At 40.2% G+C, this 25,182-nt stretch carries 23 protein-coding genes; 7 read left to right on the top strand and 16 right to left on the bottom strand.

Translation table 11 applies throughout. From position 1 onward, the window contains the following. Window positions 1-103: 103 nt before the first annotated feature. Window positions 104-1,171: a VanZ family protein gene (locus tag AC50YO_RS05635; RefSeq protein WP_494844271.1), complete on the top strand. Its 1,068-nt coding sequence runs from the start codon at window positions 104-106 to the stop codon at window positions 1,169-1,171. Between the two features lie 63 nt (window positions 1,172-1,234). On the opposite strand, the gene AC50YO_RS05630 is transcribed toward AC50YO_RS05635, so the two are convergent. After that, on the bottom strand, window positions 1,235-1,804 hold the full coding sequence (locus AC50YO_RS05630) for an SF0329 family protein (RefSeq protein WP_494844269.1): 570 nt from the start codon (window positions 1,802-1,804) through the stop codon (window positions 1,235-1,237). A 170-nt stretch (window positions 1,805-1,974) separates the two neighbouring features. Here AC50YO_RS05630 and AC50YO_RS05625 point away from each other — a divergent pair, with 170 nt between their 5' ends. Next, window positions 1,975-2,595 carry a TetR/AcrR family transcriptional regulator gene (locus AC50YO_RS05625; RefSeq protein WP_494844267.1) on the top strand — a complete coding sequence of 207 codons (621 nt, stop codon included), beginning with the start codon at window positions 1,975-1,977 and terminating at the stop codon, window positions 2,593-2,595. A gap of 24 nt (window positions 2,596-2,619) precedes the next feature. Next, on the top strand, window positions 2,620-3,822 hold the full coding sequence (locus AC50YO_RS05620) for an MFS transporter (protein ID WP_494844265.1): 1,203 nt from the start codon (window positions 2,620-2,622) through the stop codon (window positions 3,820-3,822). A 98-nt stretch (window positions 3,823-3,920) separates the two neighbouring features. Here AC50YO_RS05620 and AC50YO_RS05615 read toward each other — a convergent pair whose 3' ends face one another. Then, window positions 3,921-4,808, bottom strand: a complete 888-nt coding sequence (locus AC50YO_RS05615) for a LysR family transcriptional regulator (RefSeq protein WP_494844263.1) — start codon at window positions 4,806-4,808, stop codon at window positions 3,921-3,923. Window positions 4,809-4,921: 113 nt separating this feature from the next. Between AC50YO_RS05615 and AC50YO_RS05610 the strand changes: the two genes are divergently transcribed. Further along, window positions 4,922-6,307, top strand: a complete 1,386-nt coding sequence (locus tag AC50YO_RS05610) for an MFS transporter (RefSeq protein WP_494844261.1) — start codon at window positions 4,922-4,924, stop codon at window positions 6,305-6,307. A gap of 140 nt (window positions 6,308-6,447) precedes the next feature. On the opposite strand, the gene AC50YO_RS05605 is transcribed toward AC50YO_RS05610, so the two are convergent. From AC50YO_RS05605 to AC50YO_RS05565, 9 genes are all read right to left on the bottom strand, one after another. Further along, on the bottom strand, window positions 6,448-7,014 hold the full coding sequence (locus AC50YO_RS05605) for a DUF4256 domain-containing protein (protein WP_494844259.1): 567 nt from the start codon (window positions 7,012-7,014) through the stop codon (window positions 6,448-6,450). A gap of 67 nt (window positions 7,015-7,081) precedes the next feature. After that, the gene (locus tag AC50YO_RS05600) at window positions 7,082-7,672 is read right to left on the bottom strand and encodes a hypothetical protein (RefSeq protein ID WP_494844257.1); all 591 of its coding nucleotides are present in this window, start codon (window positions 7,670-7,672) and stop codon (window positions 7,082-7,084) included. Window positions 7,673-7,963: 291 nt separating this feature from the next. Then, entirely contained in the window at window positions 7,964-8,221 is a 258-nt protein-coding gene (locus AC50YO_RS05595) for a hypothetical protein (protein ID WP_494844254.1), read from the bottom strand. A gap of 277 nt (window positions 8,222-8,498) precedes the next feature. Continuing rightward, window positions 8,499-10,139, bottom strand: a complete 1,641-nt coding sequence (locus AC50YO_RS05590) for a M56 family metallopeptidase (protein ID WP_494844252.1) — start codon at window positions 10,137-10,139, stop codon at window positions 8,499-8,501. 13 nt (window positions 10,140-10,152) lie between these two features. Continuing rightward, window positions 10,153-10,506 carry a BlaI/MecI/CopY family transcriptional regulator gene (locus AC50YO_RS05585; RefSeq protein WP_494844249.1) on the bottom strand — a complete coding sequence of 118 codons (354 nt, stop codon included), beginning with the start codon at window positions 10,504-10,506 and terminating at the stop codon, window positions 10,153-10,155. A 236-nt stretch (window positions 10,507-10,742) separates the two neighbouring features. Next, window positions 10,743-12,392, bottom strand: a complete 1,650-nt coding sequence (locus tag AC50YO_RS05580) for an AraC family transcriptional regulator (protein ID WP_494844247.1) — start codon at window positions 12,390-12,392, stop codon at window positions 10,743-10,745. Between the two features lie 146 nt (window positions 12,393-12,538). Next, window positions 12,539-13,534, bottom strand: a complete 996-nt coding sequence (locus AC50YO_RS05575) for an iron-siderophore ABC transporter substrate-binding protein (protein WP_494844245.1) — start codon at window positions 13,532-13,534, stop codon at window positions 12,539-12,541. 213 nt (window positions 13,535-13,747) lie between these two features. After that, window positions 13,748-15,427, bottom strand: a complete 1,680-nt coding sequence (locus AC50YO_RS05570) for an AraC family transcriptional regulator (RefSeq protein ID WP_494844242.1) — start codon at window positions 15,425-15,427, stop codon at window positions 13,748-13,750. A 147-nt stretch (window positions 15,428-15,574) separates the two neighbouring features. Continuing rightward, a complete protein-coding gene (locus AC50YO_RS05565) occupies window positions 15,575-16,525 on the bottom strand; it encodes an ABC transporter substrate-binding protein (protein WP_494844239.1) in 951 nt (316 codons plus the stop codon). A gap of 340 nt (window positions 16,526-16,865) precedes the next feature. Between AC50YO_RS05565 and AC50YO_RS05560 the strand changes: the two genes are divergently transcribed. Continuing rightward, window positions 16,866-17,525 carry a CatB-related O-acetyltransferase gene (locus AC50YO_RS05560; protein WP_494844235.1) on the top strand — a complete coding sequence of 220 codons (660 nt, stop codon included), beginning with the start codon at window positions 16,866-16,868 and terminating at the stop codon, window positions 17,523-17,525. Window positions 17,526-17,994: 469 nt separating this feature from the next. On the opposite strand, the gene AC50YO_RS05555 is transcribed toward AC50YO_RS05560, so the two are convergent. Continuing rightward, the gene (locus tag AC50YO_RS05555) at window positions 17,995-19,935 is read right to left on the bottom strand and encodes an AraC family transcriptional regulator (protein WP_494844230.1); all 1,941 of its coding nucleotides are present in this window, start codon (window positions 19,933-19,935) and stop codon (window positions 17,995-17,997) included. Window positions 19,936-20,443: 508 nt separating this feature from the next. Further along, window positions 20,444-21,142 carry an RNA polymerase sporulation sigma factor SigK gene (gene sigK, locus AC50YO_RS05550; protein WP_494844226.1) on the bottom strand — a complete coding sequence of 233 codons (699 nt, stop codon included), beginning with the start codon at window positions 21,140-21,142 and terminating at the stop codon, window positions 20,444-20,446. Window positions 21,143-21,525: 383 nt separating this feature from the next. On the opposite strand from sigK, the gene AC50YO_RS05545 reads away from it, so the two are divergent. Both AC50YO_RS05545 and AC50YO_RS05540 read left to right on the top strand, forming a co-directional pair. After that, window positions 21,526-22,353, top strand: coding sequence for a helix-turn-helix domain-containing protein (locus AC50YO_RS05545; RefSeq protein ID WP_494844223.1), 828 nt, complete (start codon window positions 21,526-21,528; stop codon window positions 22,351-22,353). 198 nt (window positions 22,354-22,551) lie between these two features. Then, window positions 22,552-22,917 (top strand): cupin domain-containing protein, encoded by a 366-nt coding sequence (locus tag AC50YO_RS05540; protein ID WP_494845275.1) that lies wholly within the window; start codon window positions 22,552-22,554, stop codon window positions 22,915-22,917. 158 nt (window positions 22,918-23,075) lie between these two features. Here the strand turns inward: AC50YO_RS05540 and AC50YO_RS05535 are convergent, their stop codons facing one another. From AC50YO_RS05535 to AC50YO_RS05525, 3 genes are all read right to left on the bottom strand, one after another. Next, window positions 23,076-23,591: a GNAT family N-acetyltransferase gene (locus tag AC50YO_RS05535; protein ID WP_494844221.1), complete on the bottom strand. Its 516-nt coding sequence runs from the start codon at window positions 23,589-23,591 to the stop codon at window positions 23,076-23,078. Between the two features lie 227 nt (window positions 23,592-23,818). Then, window positions 23,819-24,820 (bottom strand): C39 family peptidase, encoded by a 1,002-nt coding sequence (locus tag AC50YO_RS05530; protein WP_494844219.1) that lies wholly within the window; start codon window positions 24,818-24,820, stop codon window positions 23,819-23,821. Further along, window positions 24,814-25,164: a hypothetical protein gene (locus AC50YO_RS05525; RefSeq protein WP_494844216.1), complete on the bottom strand. Its 351-nt coding sequence runs from the start codon at window positions 25,162-25,164 to the stop codon at window positions 24,814-24,816. Before AC50YO_RS05525 ends, AC50YO_RS05530 begins: the two co-directional genes overlap by 7 nt. Between the last annotated feature and the right edge of the window lie 18 nt (window positions 25,165-25,182).

The following is a 25,182-nucleotide window of genomic DNA, read 5'->3' as shown; positions in this document are numbered from 1 at the left end:
AGGTGCGCTCCTTAGTTTAATATTCTTTAGAGGAAATTAAGGAATTCTTATCAAATAGATTATCTTTATTTGCTAAGATGAGGTGTCCAAAGCAGTTGTACATGTGGCAGCCGCTTTGCAAAAAAGAAAGGATGTCATTATGTATCAAGGAAACTTACGAAAGCTCACCTTACTATTGTTAGCATTATATACCCTTTTGACCCTCTATTTTTTGTATGTAGGTTTTAACAGAGCTGCTTTTCTTCAAGATTCTACTATGCGATATAGTCTAATACCTGAAGGGATTCCTTTACACTTTCCAATGGGAAGGAACTTTCAAGTTTGGTTTTTTGAGCTTGGCAACTTTGCAGCATTTATTCCTTTTGGCATTGCTATCCCACTTCTGTTTCGTTGTGGTTTCATTCGGTTTATAGCCATATTTATTCTGTCTATTACGATTCTTGAAATTGTGCAAATGCTTTCTCGTTTAGGCTCCTTTGATATTGACGATATCATTATAAATACGTTAGGGGCCGCGGTAGGATTTTGGGCGCAGCGGCTCGTACACCGTGATCGAGATAAATGGAGAGGAATCTCTCGAATCCTCTTAACAGCCATTGTACTTTCCATTGGAGTCATTGCCATTGTTGGCGGCATCAATCGTTATTTGGACGAGGGAGGCGGCAAAGTCTCAGCCCTGAACGAGCTTGCATTAGAAGAGGGTTCTGCAATATGGGATAAAACGCTCTTAAGCTTTACAGCAGACCGGCAAAAGGTTGCTCCTCAAATCAATATGTACAGTAGAAAAAATACAAGAACTAACGAATTTACGTATCATTTAAATGGCAAATACACAAAAATGGATGGTTATGTCGCGATACCAGATGATGTAATCCACACTGCAAGCAAAGGGATAAGCAACATTATTTTTATCGCAGATGGCACAGAAATTTATTCACTGGGTTTGTCCGCTAGACGCGGAGAGAATCAGCTTACCTCTTTTCAAATCCCTTTAAACGGAGCAAATAAACTTACCATTCAACTAAGGAATGAAGACCCCGATCCGACTACAAATGCCGTGATGTGGGACATTACTCTTACAGAGGTCAACTTAGGACAAAAGATGATTAATAGCAGTAAAGAAAAATTAAGGTCACTGTTCTACAGGTATCACATCAAGGATAATGTCTGAAAATAAAAATAAGCTTCTCTCCTATAGGAGGGGAGCTTATTTTAGTCTTGTTTTCCTTTTTTTTTATATTGTGCGAAGCCGCAGCTCATAAAAATACTGCACAATGGGATGCTTTAGCTTCATCTTGCCCGACATGTTCAAGATTCGCTTTTTCCCAACTCGCCTGTCCACCAGAGCTAGAATATTCAATAAGATATCATTGCTCTCGATACTTTCTTCTATGGGAGCAGCTAAAAACTTGGTAGCTACAACGTCAAAATTGGATTTGCTCAATGAGGATTGTGCGGATATGAGCTGCTTAGCATATTCCGTTATTTTCCTGCTTCTCGCCATTACTTTTAGCCGATCCTCAGGAACTACGCCCTTTGTATCGTTTCTGACCGCTTCAATTTCTTCATTGCTGATAGGAATTTGGATATAGGCATCATTCTTAATTTCGAGCTCCGTCTGATACCATCTGATTAAAGTAGTCGCATCATTCATATTGAACACATTCTTCTTATCTACTGCAATATAACAAAGCCCCGCTTTATCAGGTAAATATCGGTAGCCGGTGGCGCGATATTCTACCCTTCCCTGTAACGCAGGACAGAGAAAGCTCTCCAGATTCTGCTTCAATTTGCTCCAGGCCATACAATCCTCCTATGATCTATATCATGAATGCTTATTTATGCAATCGTTCTATCCATCATACAATAAACCAGCGCAATGATCCTACTACTACAAGTAACTTTACATCTCTTTCTCTCGATTTTTGACACAGAAAACAATTTAGATTGCACACAAAAAATAAATTTGATAAAATGACTGACGAACGTTCGTTAGTTATAGAGGTGATTTTATTGAAAAGTGTGGAGATTAAAGATGTCGCATTAAAATTTTTTACCATTCATGGGTATGAAGGAGCCTCGCTATCTCAAATTGCTGAGCATGTCGGTATGAGAAAGCAGTCGCTCTATGCTCATTTCAAAGGGAAAGATGATCTATTCCTACAGGTTCTGCACGATGCCAAAGAGACCGAAATCACATCTATACTTCATTATTTGAGTAAAGTAGGTACCCAAAACCCTAAAGCAGATTTATTAGGATATCTCCATTTGGTCATTGATTTATTCCAACAAAGTGAGCAGTTAAAGTTTTGGCTGCGTATGTCTTTTTTTCCTCCTCTTCATCTCGCAGCAGCCATTAATGAGGAAGTACGCGATACGGAGCAGAAGCTTCAAACTATGCTTGAAAGCAAATTTCAGGATTGGATCGATGCCAAAGCCATCATGGAGAGTAAGGCCTCTATCCCTACGCTTGCCTTCTTAGGCATAGTTGATTCCATCATACTAGAGCTCGCTTATGGGAATAATGAAAAACGTTTATACGACAAACTAGATGCCTCATGGACCGTATTTTGGCGAGGCATTTCACAGCTATGATTTTACAGAGAGAGGTATTTCTTTATGAAGAAACCATTGAAAGAACAAAAAGCAGTCTTATTCATTCTTTTAAGTAATATATTCATTGTTTTTCTAGGAGTCGGGCTGATCATTCCGGTTATGCCCTCCTTTATGAATATCATGCATTTATCAGGCCAAACGATGGGTTATCTTATAGCCGCCTTCTCGTTCGCGCAATTACTCATTTCTCCCCTCGCAGGGCGATGGATTGACATTTATGGCCGAAAAAAAATGATCATTATTGGTTTATTCCTCTTCGGTATATCCGAGCTGATCTTTGGTTTAGGTACACATATATCCGTGCTTTATTTTTCCAGAATTTTAGGAGGCATTAGCGCTGCATTTATTATGCCTGCCGTAACTGCCTTTGTTGCAGATATTACCTCTGTAGAGGAAAGACCCAAAGCGATGGGCTATATTTCAGCTGCCATTAGTATCGGTTTTATTATTGGACCTGGTATCGGAGGGTTTATTGCTGAGCTGGGCGTGCGTGCCCCGTTCTACTTTGCTGCCGGCTTCGCATTGTTAACCTGTATTACTTCCCTTATTATTTTAAAAGAACCGCTAAGCAAGCAGCAGATGTCAGAAATTTCTCAGCTCAAAAAGGATACCACCTTTGTAGGTGATATCAAACGGTCACTCCAGCCCCTATACATTATCGCCTTTATTATTGTGTTTGTGCTGGCGTTTGGCTTATCCGCCTATGAAACGGTATTTAGTCTGTATTCGGATCATAAATTCGGCTTCACTCCACAAGATATTGCCGCCGTTATTACGATAAGCGCCGTATTCGGGGTTGTCGTTCAGGTCTTTATGTTCGGTAAAATGGTGGATAAGCTCGGTGAAAAGAAGCTCATTCAAATATGCTTAATTACTGGCGTACTATTAGCGGTAGTATCCACTATGATCTCGGGCTTTATAGCCATTTTGCTAGTAACCTGCTTCATCTTCCTTGCATTTGACTTGCTGCGGCCAGCATTAACGACCTACTTATCAAAATCTGCCGAAAAAGAACAAGGCTTTATCGCTGGGATGAACTCCACCTATACAAGCTTAGGCAACATCGTCGGACCCGCATTAGGCGGCATATTATTCGATGTAAACATCAACTATCCGTACCTCTTTGCTGCTGTCATTATGTTTATTGGTCTTCTCATTACAATGATCTGGAGAGAGCAACAATCAGCTAGCGGTATGGTAAAATAACTTGCTTAGGCTGTCGAGAAATCTCGACAGCCTTCTTTATGCTTTTTCAATGGATACCCCCAATGTCATTCCGGCTCACACCAGCTCCAAACAACGATTTAGATGGTCTCTGTGGACATTTCTTCAAAATAGTGTACAACGACCTCCCGGAATTCCAGAGCAGCCTGCGAGATGTATCTACCCTTATGCCATAATAAAGCTATCTCGCGTACCAATTCGTGATTCTCTACTTGGAGATAGGTGATATGCTCTCGGGAGAATCTTGCTGTACTCGGTATGAAGGCTATGCCAAGCCCTGCTTCAACCAAAGAGCTCAGCCTCGCAGGCTCATCTCCCTCATACACATATTTGGGTACAAATCCAGCTGACTTGCAAATCGAGTCCACTAGATCGCGTGTACCATAGCCCCTCTTTACTCCGACAAACCATTCATCTCGTAATTCAGCCAAGGATACGCTGCTTCGTTCTGCCAGCCGATGCCCCTGTGGAACAGCTACAAGGATCGGGTCAACGAACACGATCTGACATTCAATATCATCCCCTTGTATCGGAGGTGAGGACAAGCAATAATCGACTTCTCCTCTATGAAGAAGCGTAACCATTTCCTTCATCGTTAACATTTGCACATGAAATTGGATATCAGGCCGCTTTTTACGAAATTCTCGAAGAATATGGGGCAACGTGCTTGCAGTGCTAACTGCCAATTCAAGCGTGCCCTGTTCCGTATTGGACAACTCCCTAAGCTCCTGCTTCCCCTGCTCCAATTCAAACAAAGCCCGCTCTGCACGGAGAAGAAATCTGCTGCCGAACTCATTCAATCGAAGCTTCCTTCCTTTTCGATCGAATAGAGGGACCCCTAGATCCTCTTCCAAGCGTTGAATCGTTTTGCTAAGCGACGATTGAGTAACATGCAGGCTTCGTGCAGCGTCGGTCACATGCTCCAAACGAGCTACCGTGAGAAAATATTGCAGTTGAAGAAGTTCCATTGTCGCATCCTCCATATATTCCTTCCAGTCAATGAAATCATAACATGAAATGCGTTGGAATAAATAAACGGTTTCCAGTACGATGGCATTACTATACTTTGGGGGGAACAAAAATGAATGCTCGCAGCAGATGGTTAATGATATCCGTGGGACTTGGGATACTATTGAACCCTTTGAATTCATCAATGGTTTCTGTAGCTATACCAAGCCTGCAAAATGTGTTTCAGCTTGATTTCACACGTGTTTCCTGGATCATTTTTTCATTTTATATGGCAAGCAGCATTGCTCAGCCTATCATGGGGAAGGCCAGCGATTTATTCGGCCGCAGGAAGATATTTCTTATCGGGCTTATCATAGCCTTCATTGCATCATTATTTGCTCCACTATCACCAAGCTTTGGGTATCTCATCCTATTCCGCATTGTACAAGCCATTGGAACAAGCATGATGGTTGCCGTTGGAATGGCGATTGTAAGGATTCATATTACGGAGAAACAAGCGACTGCGCTGTCTGTTTTATCTATATTCCTATCCGGAGCGGCCGCAATTGGACCCTTTATTGGCGGGGTCATCCTTCACTGGTGGGGCTGGCCTGCTATCTTTTTTGTCAATATTCCATTCGTGCTGGCGAGCTTCTTATTATCATGGAGGACCATTCCTAAGGACGAACCGACAGCATCCATTGCACTGAAGATGCCCCTTCGTAAATGGCTGGATTGGATTGATGTATCCGGGATTCTGCTCTTCACCGTGGGACTGATTGCCCTGCTCCTTGGGTTACTCTCAGCCAAATCCTCTGGGCATCTGTCATTGAGTACTGGAATTGCCTTGCTGATAGGCCTGGTAACGCTATATGCATTCGTACGGCATGAGTTAAAAGCTGCATCACCTTTTATTCCTTTTCGTACGTTCGCCAAATATCCTGCGATGATTTGGGTTAATATTGAATTCATGCTTGTAAACTTACTTTATTACTCCCTCTTTTTCGGGCTTCCCTCTTACTTGCAAATGGTACGTCATGTCAGTGATTTCCACACAGGGATTCTCATGCTAAGCTTGGGGATAAGCTCATTAGTTACTTCTCCAATAGCAGGGCGATGGATAGATAGATCAGGGCCAAGGCCGGCATTGCTCGTGTCCGCAATCCTGATGGCATTAGGATCGGTATGGCTGGTAACATTGAATCAAGCTTCACCGGTTATAAGCGTGTGCTTCGCTTTGGCAGCGTTCGGCATTAGCAACGGCTTGAACAATGTAGGCATGCAAGCCGCTTTGTTCAAGAGCTCTCCCAAAGAAATCATTGGTGTAGCATCAGGATTATTCAATACATCGAGATATCTGGGAACTATTCTCTCTTCCTTGGTGATAGGTGTCGTGATGGGAGGCAAATTCAATTTCGAGGGGTTTCGAATACTTGGGATTATCCTCACAGTAATTGCATTGTCTCTGGTTGTCATGAGCTCGCGACGCAGGGATTCAGGGCAATTGCAGGAGGAGTAAAAAATGCCACTTGAATGGCAATGCAGTTAAAGGACAGTGTCGCATCTCATTTATCCATTACGATCCATTCCTAATAGACACTCCACATCTGTGGAGTGCCTATTATAGCTGAATACATTTTACTGCTTGTACAAAAAAATCTAGACCCTGAGTGAGCCGCGGAACCCTCTGGCGCCATAATAAGATTCTGCTCCGTTATGATACACAAAGACTTTGCCATAGCGGAAATCAGCGAAGATAGCACCGCCGAGTTTTCTAATCTCAGAAGGCGTTTTCACCCAGCTCGATGTTTTCGTATCGAAATTTCCAAGCTCCTGCAGCTCTCGATATTGTTCTTCCGTTAAAATCTCAATTCCCATATCAGCCGCCATATTAATAGCGCTATTTTCCGGTTTATTTGCTTTCCTTGACTTCAAAGCTTCATCGTCATAACACACACTTCTGCGGCCTTTAGGACTTTCCGCTGCACAGTCAATAAAAATGTATTCACCCGTCTCTTCATCATAACCAATAACATCCGGCTCACCGTCGGTTTTTTCCATTTCGTGGAGTGACCACAGCTTGTCAGCATTAGCTTCCAATTTTGCTTGTACTTTGGCCCATTCCAAACCATTATGACGGTTCATATTTTTCTCAAAACGGGCTTTTACTGCTCTGAGCAACTCTTCACTTTGTTCTGATGATAATTTCCTGTTTTCATTTACCACAATGAAACCTCCTTGAAATACACTTCATGATGTACTATTGCTTTATGAATTCACGTCTATCCGAGCATCAAGGAGCAAAGACCTCTGGATTATCGTTTCGCCAGGCGCCTATGCAGCCAATTAAACACGCCATGTAACTGATCATCACTCTATCAGTCTCATTGTCCTCATACTCCGTTACGATATTTATGCCCGGCTTGCGCCATGCCAATACTCGTCCAGAAGATCTAAGCCTCTCAAACTCTTCATCCAGTTCAGGTTGGCCATATGCCTTTATCGAATCATCCGGAGTTGAGCTCATCGTGATTCCCTGAGGAAGCTTTCCGGGAAATGGTGCTTTAATTCTATCATCCGCTCCGGGAGCTAGAAAATGTATGGCCCCAATAATCCATCCATCTTCACTTGTATAAGTGAGTCCGGTCAGATCATTTATTTTGGGTGCACGATAAATATCGATACGTATTGATGATTTCACAGACCAGATGATATCGTCGTTAAAATAGCTGCTTGGGGGTGGCATTCGCTTGACACCGAATGCTTGCAGCAAAGCTTGAACATTCTTGGGACTATACGGCTGACCAAGCATTTCGATAAGCTGTTCAGATGGTTCTTTCACGCTTATATCCCTTCCTTTCGCTTCGCTCAATACACACGACATGATGAGTGGGTTACTTCCTGCCGTTTTTAGTTTTAATTATCCCGATTTTTTGTTCAAGGGTCAATGCCACACAATGTGCGTTATTAATTTTTGATTGTTTTCAGACAAAACAAAAACACCCCATTCATTCTTTTTTAGTAAATGAATAAGGTGCAGTTAAATAAACCCAGGCATGTTTGTATATAAATGATGAAAAGATTTGTATACATCAGTATCAGTTCAATATACACACAGACTGTGGTACTTTGTGAATGTTCTTTCAGTTCAATCTGCGCCCACACGCACAGCACACTAATTCAAGATATATCGATCGCCAAACGTTTTTTTTACTAAAACGCCGCTTAATCCCTTTGTACTCTTAATGGAATAACGCTGTCCTTTTGAAAATACTCCTGAAATATCTTCAAGTTCAAAATTCTCTCCAAAAGTTTTACTAGTTTTTAATTTCCCAGTAAAAGTCTCACTTAGCTCGCCTAAATCATCATCAAAGAAACCACTCTCACGATAAAGGTGCAGTTTTCCAGCGACATTTTTGAAATAAAATTCCATGATATAACCACCCTTCAAAATTGAATATATTTTTAAATTTAATATATATTACAATTATACATATAAAAACATATAATTAAAATGCACTTTATTCATTCTTTACGTCTGGATATTACATCACATATTCCAATTATCCATAGTTCTCAAAAATCATTAATCAAGCTCTTGCCTACTCTATAGAACGAAGATAAATCTAGCTAAAAAAGCCAGCTATACTAGCTGGCCAAGTTTTATATGAGTCTAGCCTAGCTAAATTTAAAAAATTAGTAATTCTCTTTTATTTCGTTACCAAGAAATGTTCTTTAAGATACTTGATTCTTTCCGAATAATCTTGTTCTGCTTGAGGTTTTGTTAGTATATTATTGGAAACTAACAAATCATAAAATGATTCCAACATCTGTGCTGATATAAGTATGGGAAGCTTCTTAGAAGTAATCATCATTCTTTGACCGTCAATCAGGACAGAAGCTATTTTGTTAGGCTGAATAAGCTCAATCTGTACGCCGTGCTTGTCTATTATAAAATACATTTCCTTTTCGTTTTCAAATACTAAATGCTGTACTTCTGCCCCGTTTGCCAAGCGACTCTGCATTTCATTTATGGAATAGCCCGGATTCGGATCATTTACTAAAAGCCATTTAGCAAAATCTGTTGCGTCAACACCTGTAGTATCATATTTTTTCCAAACTGCCCCATTGTCCTTGCTTATCATTATGGAGTTATCATTCGTTACACGCAAATACATCTCGTTGTCCACATATACTGCCCTATAATTTGAAGCGATTAAATTATCGATCAACTTCGGCACATCCAATTTGGTAAATGTTAAATCGATCGGCATTGAGGCTATCATGGATTCTCCCTCGCTATGGTATAAGGCAAGCGTACTTTCTGCCATAGGTTCGGCTATTGGGCTGTCCATACCTGAAGGCGCTCCCGAACTATCCAGTGCAGAAGTCGCAAAGACCGTAACAGTCCCAGCCACAATCACAATAGCGAGCAACATCGTCGTGATAGAGGTTTTCTTAGTCTTCATAATAGATATAATCCTTTCTTCAATTGGGTTTTTGGAAAAATTACTGGTAAATGGAGACAATCCACTCCTCTTTTCTTCCAAATGGACAAGTGCTAGAGCGTAAGCGGGTTTCATGCTTTCCCCAACTGTCCAAATAACCTTTTCATCACAGGATAGCTCAATATCACGGTTAGCAAGAATGTACATTACCCACACGACAGGGTTAAACCAATGGATACACATGGCGGCGGCAAGCAGCCACTTCTTTAGTGTGTCAAATCGTTTGATGTGAGTAAATTCGTGAGTAAGGATAAACTCAAGTTGGCTTTCATCGGTATAATCTATATTTTTGGGCAAGAGTACAACGGGCTGAAAAATACCATAGGTAAGCGGAGTTGAAATTTTATCCGATTGCCGAATTTGTACCTTTCGCCATAAAAGATTCGACTTCTGCCAATTACTAATGAAATCATTTTTAATAGGTAACGACATTTTATAGTTATTGCGACATCTGATATGTGGGATGATGAAATACAAAGCGCACAATGTAAAACCAATCAGCCATACCAATACAATAGGCGATATTAGTGAAGGCGTGTGGGTTGGAACGGTTGGTATGGTCAAATTTTCTGTTATTGGTGGCATGATAACCGTACCACCATTTAAAGAGGATGAGTTTTCCGCTACAGGAATTACCTCTTGTACTATAAACATCTTTTCTAAATAGTTAACTGCCGTAAAAAAACTGAATGGCGAAGGAACAGAAACAGGTACAAGCAGTTGGCATAATGCAACACCCCAAAGAAACATAAAGGTCATTTTGGGCAGCCTGTGAATGAGCAGGAAACGAAAGAAAATAACCGCAAGAATAAAGAGGCTAGCCGATAAACTTATTTCAAGCAACGACATCTCCACCTTATTCCAAGCTCTCAATAAGACGTTTTAATTGATTGATTTCCTCCGTCGACAGCCGTTTCTGTCCCAAAAGAGAAGCAATCAGCCTGTCGGGGGCACCATCATACATCTTATTGATAAGCTCTGTTGTTTCGTGCTCTTGCGCCTGCTCCCGTGTAACAAGCGCACGGCAAACGAAATTTGGCTCTTGACGTTCAATCGCCCCTTTATCAAGGCACCTCTTAATGATCGTATAGGTCGTTGTCTTGCTCCAGCCTACTTTTTCTTTTGTAATTTCTGCAATCCTCTTTGCCGGGGTATCGCCATCTCTCCACAAGATTTCCATAATATTAAGCTCGCTGTCGAAAAGCTTCATAACCAGATGAAAGCACCTCATTTCGTTATCGTTCTACTGCAGTAGAATTATATATTTACATTCTACTGCAGTAGAATTGTTTTGTCGAGTCATTATTACACTAATATCTCAGCTTTTTATAAACATATACCTAAAAAAACCAAACGGAATATCACCGTTTGGTTTCATGCTTTATATCTCTTCAGCCAGAACTTATAGAACAGATGTGAATACCGTTAACCAGATGCTTAACTTAATCACATCATTTTCTTTTCAAAAATATACGGCAGCACCTCTAACAACCGTCCACGTGTGATGGGATCTTCATAATTCCATGTAAAATCCAAATAATGAATTTTACTGGGAGTTAACTCTGCTATAGCCGCGATCTGTGGACATTGAGCAACTGTTTGCAATTCTTGGGGAGAAGCCAAGATGAAATTACGATCTCCAACATAGTGTTTCATTTGATGCTGCTGAATTTCTATCCATGCTTGCCCTTGCTCGATTAGGTGCATGACTTTGGCAGAGGGACAAAAGCCAAGTGATTCGTATAAGGAGGCTGCAAACCCGCTGTGCCCCATAATATAAAGTTTGGCGCCTAACTTGAGATAAACAGTTGCCGTCTCCCCAGCAACATAAGCCTGTTCTAATTGCCTACGCACGAGTCTTACTTTGTCCTCATATGTAGTAATCCACTTCTCCGCCGCTTTGCTACGTTCAAATAATAGAGCGATATATCGTAATCGCTCAAATAGCCTAAACTTATTGTCCAACACAACAGTAGGAGCGATTCTATCTAGTAGTTGTAAATCTTGTGCATGATGATGATAGCTAAGCAAGACTAACTCAGGCTGCAGCTGTGCTATTTTATCGGGATCTGCCCAGTGCCCGATATTATGAATATTTCGCAGCCTATTGTGATAAATCACATTATCCTTCATAGAGATGGCCGCTCCTACAGGGGATATGCCTAAAACGAGTAATTCTCCAAGTGTGTATTTGCCATCAGTCACAATACGTGTTGCATCTTTAGGAACATGAACCTTTCTTCCCAAGGAATCAATGACTGTTCTTTGCTGAGTATGAATATGGATATTGGCATATTCACGCGGCGTGTTTCCAGTTAATTTACGAAAGCATCTGCTGAAATAATATTCATCCTTAAACCCAATTTGTCGAGATATTTTGCTCAATGGCTCGGTGGAATTACACAAGAGTTTCTTGGCATGGTTTATACGTAAGTGGGCCAAATAATCTGTTGGCTTTTTACCAGTCAGTGTCTTAAACTGTTGGCTATACTGCCATCTGACCATTCCGGCCATATTAGCTAGCTGTTCTACTGTCAAGTCCTCATCATAATGCTGTTCCATATAATGTACAGTATGTTGCGTCATGTTTATCTTTTCTTCGTTCTTCAACTGGGAAGCTTGCTCATCTAACTGAGCCATCATGCCTAGAATAAGCTGAAGTCTACCTTGCATCATAGCCAGTTCTAATGTGGATAGTGACCTCATACATCCTTCATTTCCTAATATTTGCTTGACTCGAGAAAATAAAAGACTATAGGGATAACCACAAAGCAAAGGTGGATGAGCAACTGGTTTCATGGACATTCCTTCTACTTCAAAGGTTTCAAAGGTAAAGCGCGCAAACTGTACTTCCCCGTCGCTTGATTCCACACTGTAGCGTTGTACAGGTAATACCAGAATGCAACTCCCTTGTCGCAGATCGATTGCGATTTGGTCTATATACAGCCGTATGCCACGACTGAGTGCTATTAATAATGTACATAAATTTGTTGCATCGTTATTTATTCCCTCTTTATGACTATTCGCCCGCATCATCTGGTCAACCTGAAACCAATCATAGTGCTGCAGCCTAATATACAGGGATGCTAGATTCATAAGCAACTCTCCAACTAATAAAAATGATTATCATTATCATTACTATAACATATAATGACATGCTCTCAAATATAGCTCAGCTTTAATAGTTGGAGTAGACACTATTTTGAAAAACTAATGGTGTATCACGAGTCAGATACAATTTATTACGACCGTTTCATCCATTTTGGCAGCTCTTCATACAATTTCTCCAAAGCTAACAAATTATCTGTATTCCATTCATCCGAAACAAAGTAAACATTCCCCTTTTGGACAGCAGGAAGAGTCTTCCATATTGGGCTTTGTAGCAATCGATCAGCTTCTGTTCTACTTTCATCAGTATCTTGTGCAATGACAAACAAATGATCGCCAGCATAATCTGGAAGCAACTCTTCTGAAATGGTAACGAAAGACACTCCTTTTACATCAATAATATTTTTCTGTACAGCTGGTGGAACAGCAAAGCCGTTCTCTCCATAAATGGTGGCTCCAAGGCTACGATCACCCATAACATAAAGCGTTTTACCTAACTGGTAGAAAACAGTTGCTGTTTCCCCTTCTGCCAATTGAAGCTTATCCCACATTTTTTGCGACTGTGCTTCAAATTTAGCAATCAGTTGCGCAGCTTCTTCCTGTTTGCCAAAAATTTTCCCAATCTCAGTTACACGTTCTTTATAAGGAAGAGCTGGGTTGAAAGGAATAGTAGGAGCAATTTTCGATAAAGCCTCATTCTGTTCTGCATCTGCATTGTGATAACCATTAATAATCAGATCAGGTTCTAAATAGAGAATCAACTCTAAATTACTAGGGTTTCCAACATCGACTATCCCTGCTAATTTATCTTCATAATAACTAGAGGGATCCTTAGGAAGGTTATTGCCAACAATGGGAATGCCCATCGCCAAAAAATCACCAATCGTCTGAGCAATATAAACCACTCGCTTTGGATCTGCAGGTATTTCAACCTGTTCACCTTTAATCGTTGTATATTGAATTGTTGTCTTAGTTTCCTCTGCCTGCACATCAGTTTGAGTTGTTTTCTCACTTTTCTCTACCTGCGCCTTAGGCACATTGCCTCCAGAATTGCTGCAAGCTGATACTATCAATATCAGGAGTAAAATCCCTCCACATAGCATTATTTGCTTTCCACGATATTTCTTCACACTTGTTGCCCCTTCCTGTCTCTTTTTAATTGAAAATGATTATCATTACCTGTATTATTGTAGCTTGTGCAAAAAGGGGGAACAATGAAAAAAACGCAATGATTTATTTGGATAAATGTCAATAACCAGGATAGAAATATGAATTTGCCATGCTAGCTTACTTCTAAAGGATTGTTTTCTCTGCATCACTGCATAACTAATAGCCCCTTTATGTTAAAGCACATAGGAGCTATTAGTGTTCTTCTTAAAAATATATGGTAGCACCTCTAACAACCTTCCACGTGTGATGGGATCTTCATAATTCCACGTAGCATCCATAAAATGAATCTTACCGGGAGTTAACTCGGCTATAGCCGCGATCTGTGGACAGTGAGCAACAGTTTGCAATTCTTGGGGAGAAGCCAAGATGAAATTACGATCTCCAGCAAAGTGATTCAATTGATGCTGCTGAATTTCTATCCATGCATGCCCTTGCTCAATTAGGTGCATCACTTTGGCAGAGGGACGAAAGCCAAGTGATTCATACAAGGTGGCAGCCAACCCGTTCTGGCCCATAATATATAGCTTTGTACCTAGCTTGAGATAAACAGCAGCCGTCTCCCCATTAACATAAACATGTTCTAATTGCCTACGCACCAATCTTACTTTTTCCTCATATCTAGTGATCCATTTCTCCGCCGCTTTACCACGTTCAAATAATTGAGCGATATATCGTAATCGCTCAATTAATCTAAACCTTTTGTTCAGTATAACAGTGGGAGCGATCGCATCCAGTACTTGTAAATCTTGTGCTTGATAATTGCTTAGCAATAATAAATCAGGCTGCAGCTGATCTATTTTATCCGGTTCTGCCCAGTACCCGATATTATGAATATTTCGCAGCTTACTGTGATAAATCACTTGCTCTTTCATGATAGAGATAGCCGCTCCTATAGGGGATATGCCTAGAACAAGTAATTCTCCAAGTGTGTCTGTTCCAGCAGTCACAACACGTGTTACATCTTTTGGAACATGAATCTTTCTGCCAAGTGAATCAATAACTGTTCTTTGCTTACTATGAAGATGGATATTGGAATATTCACGCGGAGTGTTTCCAGTTAATTTACGAAAGCACCTGCTGAAATAGTATTCATCCTTAAATCCAATTTGTCGAGATATTTTGCTCAAGGGCTCGGTGGAATTACACAGGAGCTTCTTGGCATGGCTTATACGTAGATGGGCTAAATAATCAGTTGGTTTTTTTCCAGTTAATATTTTAAACTGTTGGCTATATTGCCATCTGACCATTCCAGCCATATTAGCTAGCTGTTCTACTGTCAAATCCTCATCATAATGCTGTTCCACATAATGTACAGTATGTTGCACCAGTTTTATCTTTTCTTCTTTCTGCAAATGGTAAGCTTGCTCATCTAACCGGGTCATCATACCTAGAATAACCTGTAATCTACCTTGCATCATAGCCAAGTCATATGTAGATCGTGAGGAGCAAATCCGATTCCTTTTCCATGCTTCATTCCCTAGTATTTGCTTGACTTGAGAAAATAACAGATTATAAGGACAGCCACAAAGCAAGGGTGGATGAGCAACCGGATTCAAGATCTTTCCTTCTACTTCAAAGGTTTCAAAGGTAAAGCGCGCAAGCTGTACCTCCCCGTCGAGTGATCCCACAGTGTAGCGTTGTACAGGTAACACTAGAATGCAGCTCCCTTGTCGCAGATCAATTGCAACATGGTCTATATGCAGCCGTATGCCATGACTGAGTGCTATCAATAATGTGCATAAATTTGTATCCTTGTTGTTTATTCCTTCATTATCACTGATCGCTGGCGTCATCTGGTCAAATTGAAACCTATGATAGTGTTGTAGCCTAATATACAGGGATGCTAGATTCATAAGCAACTCTCCAACTAATAAAAATGATTATCATTATCATTACTATAACATATAATGACATGCTAATAAATATAGCTCAGCTTTAATAGTTCGAGCAGGCAAATTTTTTTGGAAAACTAACGGTTTAAAATGAGCAGATACAATTTCTTATGGCCGTTGCACCCATTTTGGCAGCTCTTCAAGCAATTGCTCCAAAGCTAACAAGCCATCTGTATTCCATTCGGCTGATGCAGTGTAAACATTTCCCTCTTGAACTGCAGGCAAAGTCCCCCATAGCGGGCTTTGCAATATTCGATCAGCTTCTGTTTGACTTTCATCATTATCGAGTATAAGGACAAACAAATGATCACCAGCATACTCTGGAAGCAGCTCTTCTGAAACCGTAGCGAAAGTGAGCCCTTCATCAATAATATTCTTCTTAACAGCGGGTGGGATTGTAAAGCCTTGCTCTTGATAAATAATAGCGCCAAGTGAACGATTGCCCATAACATATAATGTTTTACCTAACTGTAAGAAGACCGTTGCTGTCTCCCCTTCTGCCAATTGAAGCTTATCCCACATTTCTTGCGACTGTACTTCAAATTTAGCAATCCATTGAGCTGCCTCTTCCTGCTTGCCAAAAATATTTCCAATCTCAGTTACACGTTCTTTATAAGGAAGCGCTGAATTGAAAGGAACAATAGGAGCAATTTTCGACAATGCCTCATTACGGTCTGCATCCTGATGGTAACTATTAATAATCAGATCGGGCTCTAACGTCAGAATCAACTCTAAGTCACCAGGATTTCCAACATCAACTATTCCTGCCGTTTTACCTTCATAGAACCTATCAGAAGCATGGACAAGGTTATTACCAATAACCGGAATATCCATCACCAAGAAATCGCCAAGCGTCGGACCTAAATAAACGACTCGTTTTGGATTTGCAGGTATTTCAATCTGTTCACCTTTAATCGTTGTATATTGAATTGTTGTCTCACTTTCCTCTATCTGCACCTCAGGCACGTTGCCTCCAGATTTGCTGCATGCCGATACTATCAACAACAAGAGCAAAGCTCCCCCCCATAGTATAATTTGCTTTCCATGATGTCTCTTCATACTTGTTGCCCCTTTCCTTCTCTCATTTAATTGAAAATGATTATCATTACCTGCATTATTATAGCTTGTGCGAAAAGGGGAAACAATGAAAAAAAACAAAACGTTTTATTTGGATAAATGTCAATAATAAGCTAGTAAAAAAAGAGTTATGTACACATTGGATTCCAAATAATTCGGACAGTAAGATATGATTTGACCAACAAATCTGTTACAATGTCCCCATTAAACAGGAAAAGGATGAGGACGATGGTTCGTCGTTTGAAACGGTTTAAGAATGTTGCTACTGTATTAAGCTTCTAAGTAAAAAATGATTGATATTACTTAGAAGCGAGGGGTAAAAATGAAACAACATCGGTTTGACCACTGGTCGGAAATCAAGTATCTAAAAGATATTGTCACCAACCCAATGATTGAAGTAGGAGAATACTCCTACTATTCTGGTTATTACGATAATCATGATTTTGAAGATGGTTGCGTTAGATACCTTTGGGGAGATGAAAAATCAAGAAAGCTATTCAATCCCACCGAAGATTATGGTTGGATTCTAGATAAATTAATTATTGGAAATTACGTATGCATTGCAAGTGGAGTAATTATTTTAATGGGTGGAAATCACAATCATCATACGGAATGGATTACCGTGTATCCGTTTGTGGAGCAGATTGAAACCTCTTACGAACCAAAAGGGGATACAATCATCGAAAGTGATTCCTGGATTGGCATGAATGCAATGATTATGCCCGGTGTGAAAATAGGTGAAGGTGCCGTTGTTGCAGCAGGTTCGGTTGTTGTAAAAGATGTCCCACCGTATACGGTAGTAGGCGGCAATCCTGCTAAAGAGATAAAAAAACGCTTCACGGACAAAGAAATCGAAATGTTACAGGAAATGCGTTGGTTCGATTGGGAACGCGACAAGATTGAACGAGCTAGCCATATCTTATCAAGTTCTTCAATTGATCAATTATTTGAATTTTATCAGAGGGAAATAAGAGGGAAATAAAACCATGGTAATCTCATTTAAATAGACAAGAAATGACTCTGATGATCTTATTCCTCATGTACAGAATGGTTGAGTTGCAGTTTGGCGTTCAGTAAGTGAATTACGGATTAATCTAACCACAAATTATTCAACTAACGGGAACTATAGGTTGTCGGGTAAAAGAAAAAGAGGGGCTACTTGCCCCTCTTTACTCATTCCACCAATACATCTCAACTATTAGTCTTTTCTGACCAACAGCGAGCAAGAAGAGATTCCTAACAAGTTTCAGTGAACCTTAGCGGGATCGCTACGCTCTATCGCCATAGTCGGCCACATTGCCAAAAATAGTCCTAGCTTCAGGCGAAATGTAATACTTGATCTAGTTTTACCCTGGAAGACACCTACAATCAAATACAACTTCTCTTCATGATGCAAAGATGTCCTCCCAGCGTATAAACCTTCTACAATGTTTCGCTCATTGTAGTTTCTTTCATTCCCCAATGCCCAGCAAGCTATCCACGACAAAGTCAAGCTGCTTTTCTAGCGAAAAGATATCATTGTAGAAAAACAAGCCAAAGCTCATATCGATAAGCCGGCCTTCCTTCACTGCCGGAATGTTATTCCAAATTGGGTTATCTGATAAATCCGCCATTCCTTCAAAGGCAGAGCGGAACACATAATCACCAGCATACTGAGGCAATACTTCATAGGAGACATCCATGCTAGTTGCATCATTCTTGGAGTTGTCTATTTCCTGTTGCACGATCTCAGGTGCTTTCATCCCCAAATATTGATAAATGATCTGCGACCCCCGTCCATAACCCATCCCCACCATTACGGCCATAGAACCTTTGTTGCTTTCCATAATTGTGACTGTTTTATCCAAGATACCAGCTTGCTGCAGCTTCTGCTTGCTTAACTCAACCTTCTCATAAAAGTTGTCCAAAAGCCCTTTGGCCTGATCTTCTTTACCAAATACTTCTCCGAGAATTTCCAAACGTTCTTCCACGGGCAAGTCATATGGTATATAGATAGTGGGGGCAATTTTATGAAGATTGTTGTAAATTTCATCCGTTGTAACAATAATGAGATCCGGGTCAAGGGCAATCACCGCTTCTGGGCTCGGTTGGCCATCCCCCAAAGTGGTGATGCCATCCAATTCGCTAGCGATTGCAGCATCATCTCCTCCCACCAGAGTAGAGATACCAACAGGTTTTATTCCTAAAGCAAGCAGATCTCCCATCAAATACAGGACAGCGACCCGCTGCGGGTTAACAGGCACTTCTACATCTCCTTTTAAGGTGTTCACAATTCTCGTTTGCGGTGTCACAACCTCGGTCCCTTTTGCTTCAGCATTCAATATTGTCCGTGTTTGCGTCTCTGCCGGGCTCGCCGTTGCTCCATTATTTACAGGCGCATTTGATGTACACGCCGATAACAACAACATCAAGCTCATGGCTGCCGCCAATATCATTTCCTTGTTTCTTGTCTTTCCAAACATCAATAAGTCCCCATTTCTGCTAGATTCGACTAATCTATCTCGTCTTCTCTCACTATAATGATATTGGTTATCATTATCAATATCATTATAGTCCATATTCGTTATCATTTTTGTCCGATACTCATTCGGTGTCATATGATTGTATTTTTTAAACATTCGAATTAAATTTAATCCATCCACAAAACCGCACCCAACAGCAATTTCTTGAATAGTAGCATTTGTGTATTGCAAATGCCGCTTAGCCGAATTCAACCTTATCTCATTCAAATACTCCTGAATACTTTTATCCTCGCATTTTTTAAAAAGCCTAACTAACTGGCTTCTGCTAATGGGGAGCATTTCAATAAGTTGTTGAATAGACACAGGTTCGCTATAGTGTTGTTCCAAATATTGCTTGACCAAAATAACATAATCAGGCTGGAAGCAGAGAATATCTCCCTTTTCCAGCTCATTGTAAATCTCATAGACAATCTGATACAGAACGGTCTTTGAATAAAATTGATTCAACACGGATTCACGATTCCAACGGTCTTTCATAATCAAAAACTTCTCCATAAAAAAAATAGGATTCCTTGGTGAGAAGCCATACACTTGTATAAACGGATTTATATGTTCTAACAAGCGATAAATTTCTCTTTTGTAAAATGGCGGAGTTTCTGCTCTATACAGCACCATGTAAGTCTCGAGACTTCCGCTTGTAGAATGAATCGATAATTCCGTCCCTTTCCCTCCATGAAAAATGCCAAAACGATCTGATTGATATAGTGTGTGATCCAGTTTTACGTTAGCTGTTCCACCACAGGTATACACCAGCATACTAGTCGGCATCCTGTAACTTTCGATCGGCTTGTCCGGATAAATCAACTTGTAACGAACATCTATTAATGAAATGGATGAGCGTGCCCATAGCCGAACTGCTACATCAATCATTTCTTTTGTAAATTGGCTAGTGGAATTCATATCCTCCGACATCTACCTTCACTCCTTCAATCCATACTATATTTATATGGTAATTCAAATGATAATGATTATCAAATCTGAAGTGATTTCTTTCCTATTAATCTTCTACTGTACGGCGAAGAAAAATTGTGAACAGCGAAAACTAAAAAACAGCTTGATTGCCTTATTTTCTGATTTTAGATCACCTACTGATCATGATTATTTAATAGTTAACATATAAGATTTTATTATCTAAATTTGGATTATTTAGAGATATTATGATATCTCAATATATTTATGTAGTCAAAGTCGCTGTCATATTGAAAAATCATGAAACAAGCCTCACTAAAACAACGACGTTCGTTTGGACAAAGGTCGCGGTGTATTAACAACTAGCGATCAATAGATACTGCTATTACTGCTCGATATTTATTAAATAAAAAAAGCGACCGTTTCCTTTAAAAAGGAAAATGGTCGCTACGCGTCATACTGCAATTTATTACCGCTTCGCCTTATAAAACTCATGATACAGCTTCATCAGCGCCCGCTTCTCAATCCGCGACACATAGCTGCGGCTGATGCCCAGTTCCTTCGCGATCTCCCGCTGTGTCCGCTCATCGCCGCCATGAATAAGGCCGAAGCGCCCAATGACAACCTCCTTCTCGCGTTCATCGAGAATGTCCAGGTTCTTATAAATTTTGCTCTTCTCGATCTTAAGCTGCACCCTGTCCGCTACATCGTCTGCTTCCGTACCGAGGATATCGATCAAGGTAATTTCATTGCCCTCCTTGTCAGTACCTATCGGGTCATGCAAGGAAACATCCTTCCGCGTCTTTTTCAAAGATCGCAAATGCATAAGTATTTCATTCTCAATACAACGTGCTGCGAAGGTCGCGAGCTTCGTGCCTTTTCCCGTCTGGAAGCTCTCGATCGCTTTGATCAGGCCAATAGTACCGATGGAGATCAAATCCTCCAGATCCTCACCGGTATTGTCGAATTTCTTGACGATATGGGCGACCAACCTAAGATTATGCTCAATTAACAAATTGCGTGAATGCGCATTCCCCTCCGCCATCAATAACAGATGCTTTGACTCCTCTTCTTCACGAAGCGGCTGAGGAAATGCGTTGTTCTTCACATACGATACAAGCAGTGTAAGCTGCTTTATGAAAAGCGCGATTGCCGTAAATATTCCCATGAACCAGACACCCCCATGCTGTATTACCGCAGGCTTTTACTCTCGCCTCCAGTGAACCAGAAGATCAGTTCTACATTCTATGTGGGCAGCGGCCTAGAAGTGCAAGTACAGGGAAAAGAATGACGAATACTTTATAATCGACCCAAATAAATTTCACTCCCCGCAAATGTTGACAATGATAATCGTTATCAATAATGTAGAACTAGACGAGAGTTCTCATACTCACCATTCTGTATTCCAACGACAGATTTTTGATTAATTCCGAGTTTACACAGACAAATAAAGATGAGTTTCCACTTAAAGTGCCTTCCATTCATCTATGCAACGAGAACGAGCGATATCAGATTAACGGTCAATATAACGATTGAAATGAGGTAGACAATATGAAGGTTGAGGTCAATCAATTAGCAGAGCATCTGGCACACACTCCTTTCCAAGTACAAGGAGTATATCGTTATGCTAGAAACCCAGGTGTGCCTAACGCTGACTACACAGATTCTTTTCCGGGATTCGTGTTTCCACTTACAGGCAAAATACAATTTCAATTTAATGGTACTCCTTATATCTTTTCACCCGGAAAAGTTGTACATGGAGGTCCAAAAATGAAACTAACCCAACAACGGTTTGGTGAGAATAACTGGGAGTATATACTAGTTTTATATCGCATATGTAACTCTGAACTAGAAGAGTCATGCCTTTCGCATCAGCATTTTGAATTGTTAACAGGACAATCCCCTCGTCTTACTGAATTAATTATGCGTCTTTGGCATGTTTATAATCAGCAGGGAGGCATTTCGATGTTTCAGACCGAAATGCTGTTTCGCGATGTACTGAATGAAGCTCTATTATGTGTTGATAACAGGCAAGCTAGTTGTGAATCCTATACATTATTCGAAAGAGTATCTCATTATATTCAAGAATACTATTATCAAAGCCTTACATTAGCATCGCTAGCAGAACAAAATAACGTTAATCGAAATCGGCTTTCTTACGTGTTTAGAACACATGCAGGCATGGGACCAGCACAATATTTATTAAAACATCGTATAAACATAGCCGAAAAAATGCTATTAACAAGTGATGCACCCGTACAACAAATTGCGCAAGCTGTTGGAATGGCTGATCCCTTTTATTTTAGTAGAGTGTTCAAGAAACAATGTGGTGTTTCTCCAACTGAATATCGAGAGAGGTTCATCAATAATCCATGCTGATTTCAGCAAGGGTCCATTCTATTCTATACATTAATTTTCTATACTATTGTCAAATCAAAGAAAACATATGTTGGAGGACTTTCCTATGCAAAAGATGAAAGGCTTGCTAATCCCACGCTATTACAGGTGGCCCATTAGCGATCGAATACGCCCTGCACAATATAACAAGTGCCTTATATAAAAAAAGGAGGGATTAATATCCATTACCAAGCTATTAATCTAAATGAGAAGCTCGCTAAATTCAACGACTATTGGTCTCTGAAAGTCATTGGTGAAATGAATGACTCTCACTTTAAGCTTTTTAAGATTGTTGGGGATTATGTGTGGCACGTTCATGAAGATACCGATAAGGTATTTATCGTACTTGAAGGAGAGATGATTCTTGATTTTCGTGATGGCCAAGTGAAAATTGCCAAGGGTGAGATGTTTATTGTCCCAAGAGGACTAGAGATGAAGCCTTCCGCCCAAAAAGAATGCCACATCATGCTGGTAGAGCCTAAAAGTATTGTAAGCACTGGCGGTACTGAATCCGAATTAACAGCAGCCAGTGATACTTGGATCTAGTACGGTCTGATTGGGCGAATTGCTCAGTAGCAATGTCATGATTAATACCAAAGAAAATAAAGTATTAGACTGCCGCCGCTTTGTTGAACTAACGTTCCCGTTAGCTTAATTTCCAACAGAATGGGTTCATCATGGAAACCTTTTTCAATTTCACCTGCTCATTTTGTTCGCTCTACAGAATACAGAAAAAATTCCATATCTATATTCCTAAAATTCTTAGTATCTTTATCAATAATATTCATACCGTTTCGAACAGCAACTTTTTGAGAGGCTATATTTGTGTCCCTAATAATAGAATACACTCTATTTGCATTAAGAACTGAGAAAGCATATTCCTTGCAAGCAATTGCCGCTTCTGTTGCGTAACCTTTGTGCCAATACGCTTTTTGAAACAAAAATCCTATTTCCAAAATTTCTTTTTCTCTCCAGCCTTGCATTGTCAAGCCACATTGAACAATTATTTCGTTTGTTTCTTTTAATACAACAGCCCAAAGTCCAAAACCATATTCTTCATATCTTTTAAGATGTCTGTTAAGCCAATTTTGTGCTTCTTCTAAATTGAATGCACTTTCATAAGAAGCACGCATTACTTCCTCATCACATAATATTCCGCACAATGCATCATAATCGGACTGCACCATTTCTCTAATTATAAGACGTTTTGTTTCTATCAAAAATTTCCCGCCTTTCTATTGTATCAATAACCTTTTAAAAATTCCTTATCCTGCCGTTAGCTTAACCAACGGGCACCAGTTTCCAGTCTATTGCTTTATTTTCCTAGTCTAATACTTTATTTTTCAGTCTCATACTTTATTTTCTTCTGACAATTAACCCTTGACTCAATAATGAAGGACACCCAATCAGGGTGTCCTTCATTTCGCTATACTAGTGTTAATTATTATTAAAGAGCAACGCTCTCCGTTGCATCATCAATAACGGACTCTTGAAGATATGCCATCAGAACCCCTTCTAATTCAGCAGCCTGTCGCAGCTTGTTAGCAATATGCAAAGTGAGCTCCGATCCATCCTTTTCGGTATGAACGACGTGAATTTTTTGAATGGAGTACTGTACGGCCTTCCACTTGTCATATATTTTAGCCGATAAATGATAGATCTTTTTCAATTTTATTTTTTGTTGAGTCTCCACGCATTCTCCAAATAAGAAGTGTATCGCCCTCGAAAAATAATATCGGCTGTAGCGAAGAATGTCTAATTTTTGGAATATTTCAGTTTGCCAAAAATCATGATGCCCTTTCAACTCTTCGTCTATATTAAGCCTGTCTTCAATATCCTGCGCTAGCTGAAATAATAAGGAATAATTATTTTCCTCTACCGTTTTTTTGGCGATACGCTGCAGCAATAATTCACAGTCAATCGCCTTGGGCTCTACATTCTCAAAATATCCTATGCTGCCATTGTTTCCTTCTAAGAAATGGTCCAACGGCAGGTACTCAATATTTTGGGTAAATACAGGGTCGACACAGACTAGCTGTGAATTGTCCTCATCAATCCCAATAACCAAACAATAATGCGCCGCATCTATACGTTGATAAGAAGAGGCAACTCCCCATGGATTCCAGTAGGAGCTCAAATAGATCACGACAGGCTTATTCTCAGCCAATTCAACCGCAATCCTGTTCAAGGCTTCTGTTGACGAGTCATAGCTATGCGGTTTTATTCCCAAGCCATGATAATCGTATAACAAATCGTAAGAGGTATAGCGGTGGGCAGTAATATATTTCCCAATTAGTGGACTATGTTCACTCTCGGGCTGATAATCAAACAGCATGGATTCTGAAAAAGCTAGTTCATAATGACGCCCCCATCCAGTAAGAACCGTAAGAATTAAGCTTTGCAGGCAATCTGTGCTTTTACCTCTGACTGGTTTTATATCAACTAGCATATTTCATCTCCCTTACTAGACAATAATAGCCTCATTCCAGTTTCGTTCAAAAGCCTCTCTATTCGTTGTGTTTGTTCTTCTTGATCGACTCCCTTTGAGCGGAACACCATATGAACCATTTCAAACGCTTCTTTTAATTGCTCCACTGTCGGCAATTGATTGGCTGCTTCAAGCTGATAGAAGCGCTCCTGCACTTTTTTATAAGGCTCAATGACGCCTTTCTTATAGTCCTCATCATCCCAATTGCTGTTTTTCGTGCACATTGCAGCAGCCAGGCATCTAGCTATAAAGTAATACGCCTTCTTCTGGTCATAATCCGTATCATGCTCTGCCATTAGCTTCAATAGAATAACTCCCTTTTC

The organism is Paenibacillus sp. J22P59, from assembly GCF_059383895.1.
The sequence above is the reverse complement of the archived record's forward strand: the minus strand, read 5'-3'. Positions and strand labels throughout refer to the sequence as shown.

What these genes read in the sequence shown, in the direction of transcription:
- AC50YO_RS05630 (WP_494844269.1), bottom strand. Translation starts at nt 1,804, where the DNA reads ATGGCCTGGAGCAAATTGAAGCAGAATCTGGAGAGCTTTCTCTGTCCT.
- AC50YO_RS05625 (WP_494844267.1), top strand. Translation starts at nt 1,975, where the DNA reads ATGACTGACGAACGTTCGTTAGTTATAGAGGTGATTTTATTGAAAAGT.
- AC50YO_RS05620 (WP_494844265.1), top strand. Translation starts at nt 2,620, where the DNA reads ATGAAGAAACCATTGAAAGAACAAAAAGCAGTCTTATTCATTCTTTTA.
- AC50YO_RS05615 (WP_494844263.1), bottom strand. Translation starts at nt 4,808, where the DNA reads ATGGAACTTCTTCAACTGCAATATTTTCTCACGGTAGCTCGTTTGGAG.
- AC50YO_RS05610 (WP_494844261.1), top strand. Translation starts at nt 4,922, where the DNA reads ATGAATGCTCGCAGCAGATGGTTAATGATATCCGTGGGACTTGGGATA.
- AC50YO_RS05600 (WP_494844257.1), bottom strand. Translation starts at nt 7,672, where the DNA reads ATGTCGTGTGTATTGAGCGAAGCGAAAGGAAGGGATATAAGCGTGAAA.
- AC50YO_RS05595 (WP_494844254.1), bottom strand. Translation starts at nt 8,221, where the DNA reads ATGGAATTTTATTTCAAAAATGTCGCTGGAAAACTGCACCTTTATCGT.
- AC50YO_RS05585 (WP_494844249.1), bottom strand. Translation starts at nt 10,506, where the DNA reads ATGAAGCTTTTCGACAGCGAGCTTAATATTATGGAAATCTTGTGGAGA.
- AC50YO_RS05580 (WP_494844247.1), bottom strand. Translation starts at nt 12,392, where the DNA reads ATGAATCTAGCATCCCTGTATATTAGGCTGCAGCACTATGATTGGTTT.
- AC50YO_RS05570 (WP_494844242.1), bottom strand. Translation starts at nt 15,427, where the DNA reads ATGAATCTAGCATCCCTGTATATTAGGCTACAACACTATCATAGGTTT.
- AC50YO_RS05565 (WP_494844239.1), bottom strand. Translation starts at nt 16,525, where the DNA reads ATGAAGAGACATCATGGAAAGCAAATTATACTATGGGGGGGAGCTTTG.
- AC50YO_RS05560 (WP_494844235.1), top strand. Translation starts at nt 16,866, where the DNA reads ATGAAACAACATCGGTTTGACCACTGGTCGGAAATCAAGTATCTAAAA.
- AC50YO_RS05555 (WP_494844230.1), bottom strand. Translation starts at nt 19,935, where the DNA reads ATGATTGATGTAGCAGTTCGGCTATGGGCACGCTCATCCATTTCATTA.
- sigK (WP_494844226.1), bottom strand. Translation starts at nt 21,142, where the DNA reads ATGGGAATATTTACGGCAATCGCGCTTTTCATAAAGCAGCTTACACTG.
- AC50YO_RS05545 (WP_494844223.1), top strand. Translation starts at nt 21,526, where the DNA reads ATGAAGGTTGAGGTCAATCAATTAGCAGAGCATCTGGCACACACTCCT.
- AC50YO_RS05530 (WP_494844219.1), bottom strand. Translation starts at nt 24,820, where the DNA reads ATGCTAGTTGATATAAAACCAGTCAGAGGTAAAAGCACAGATTGCCTG.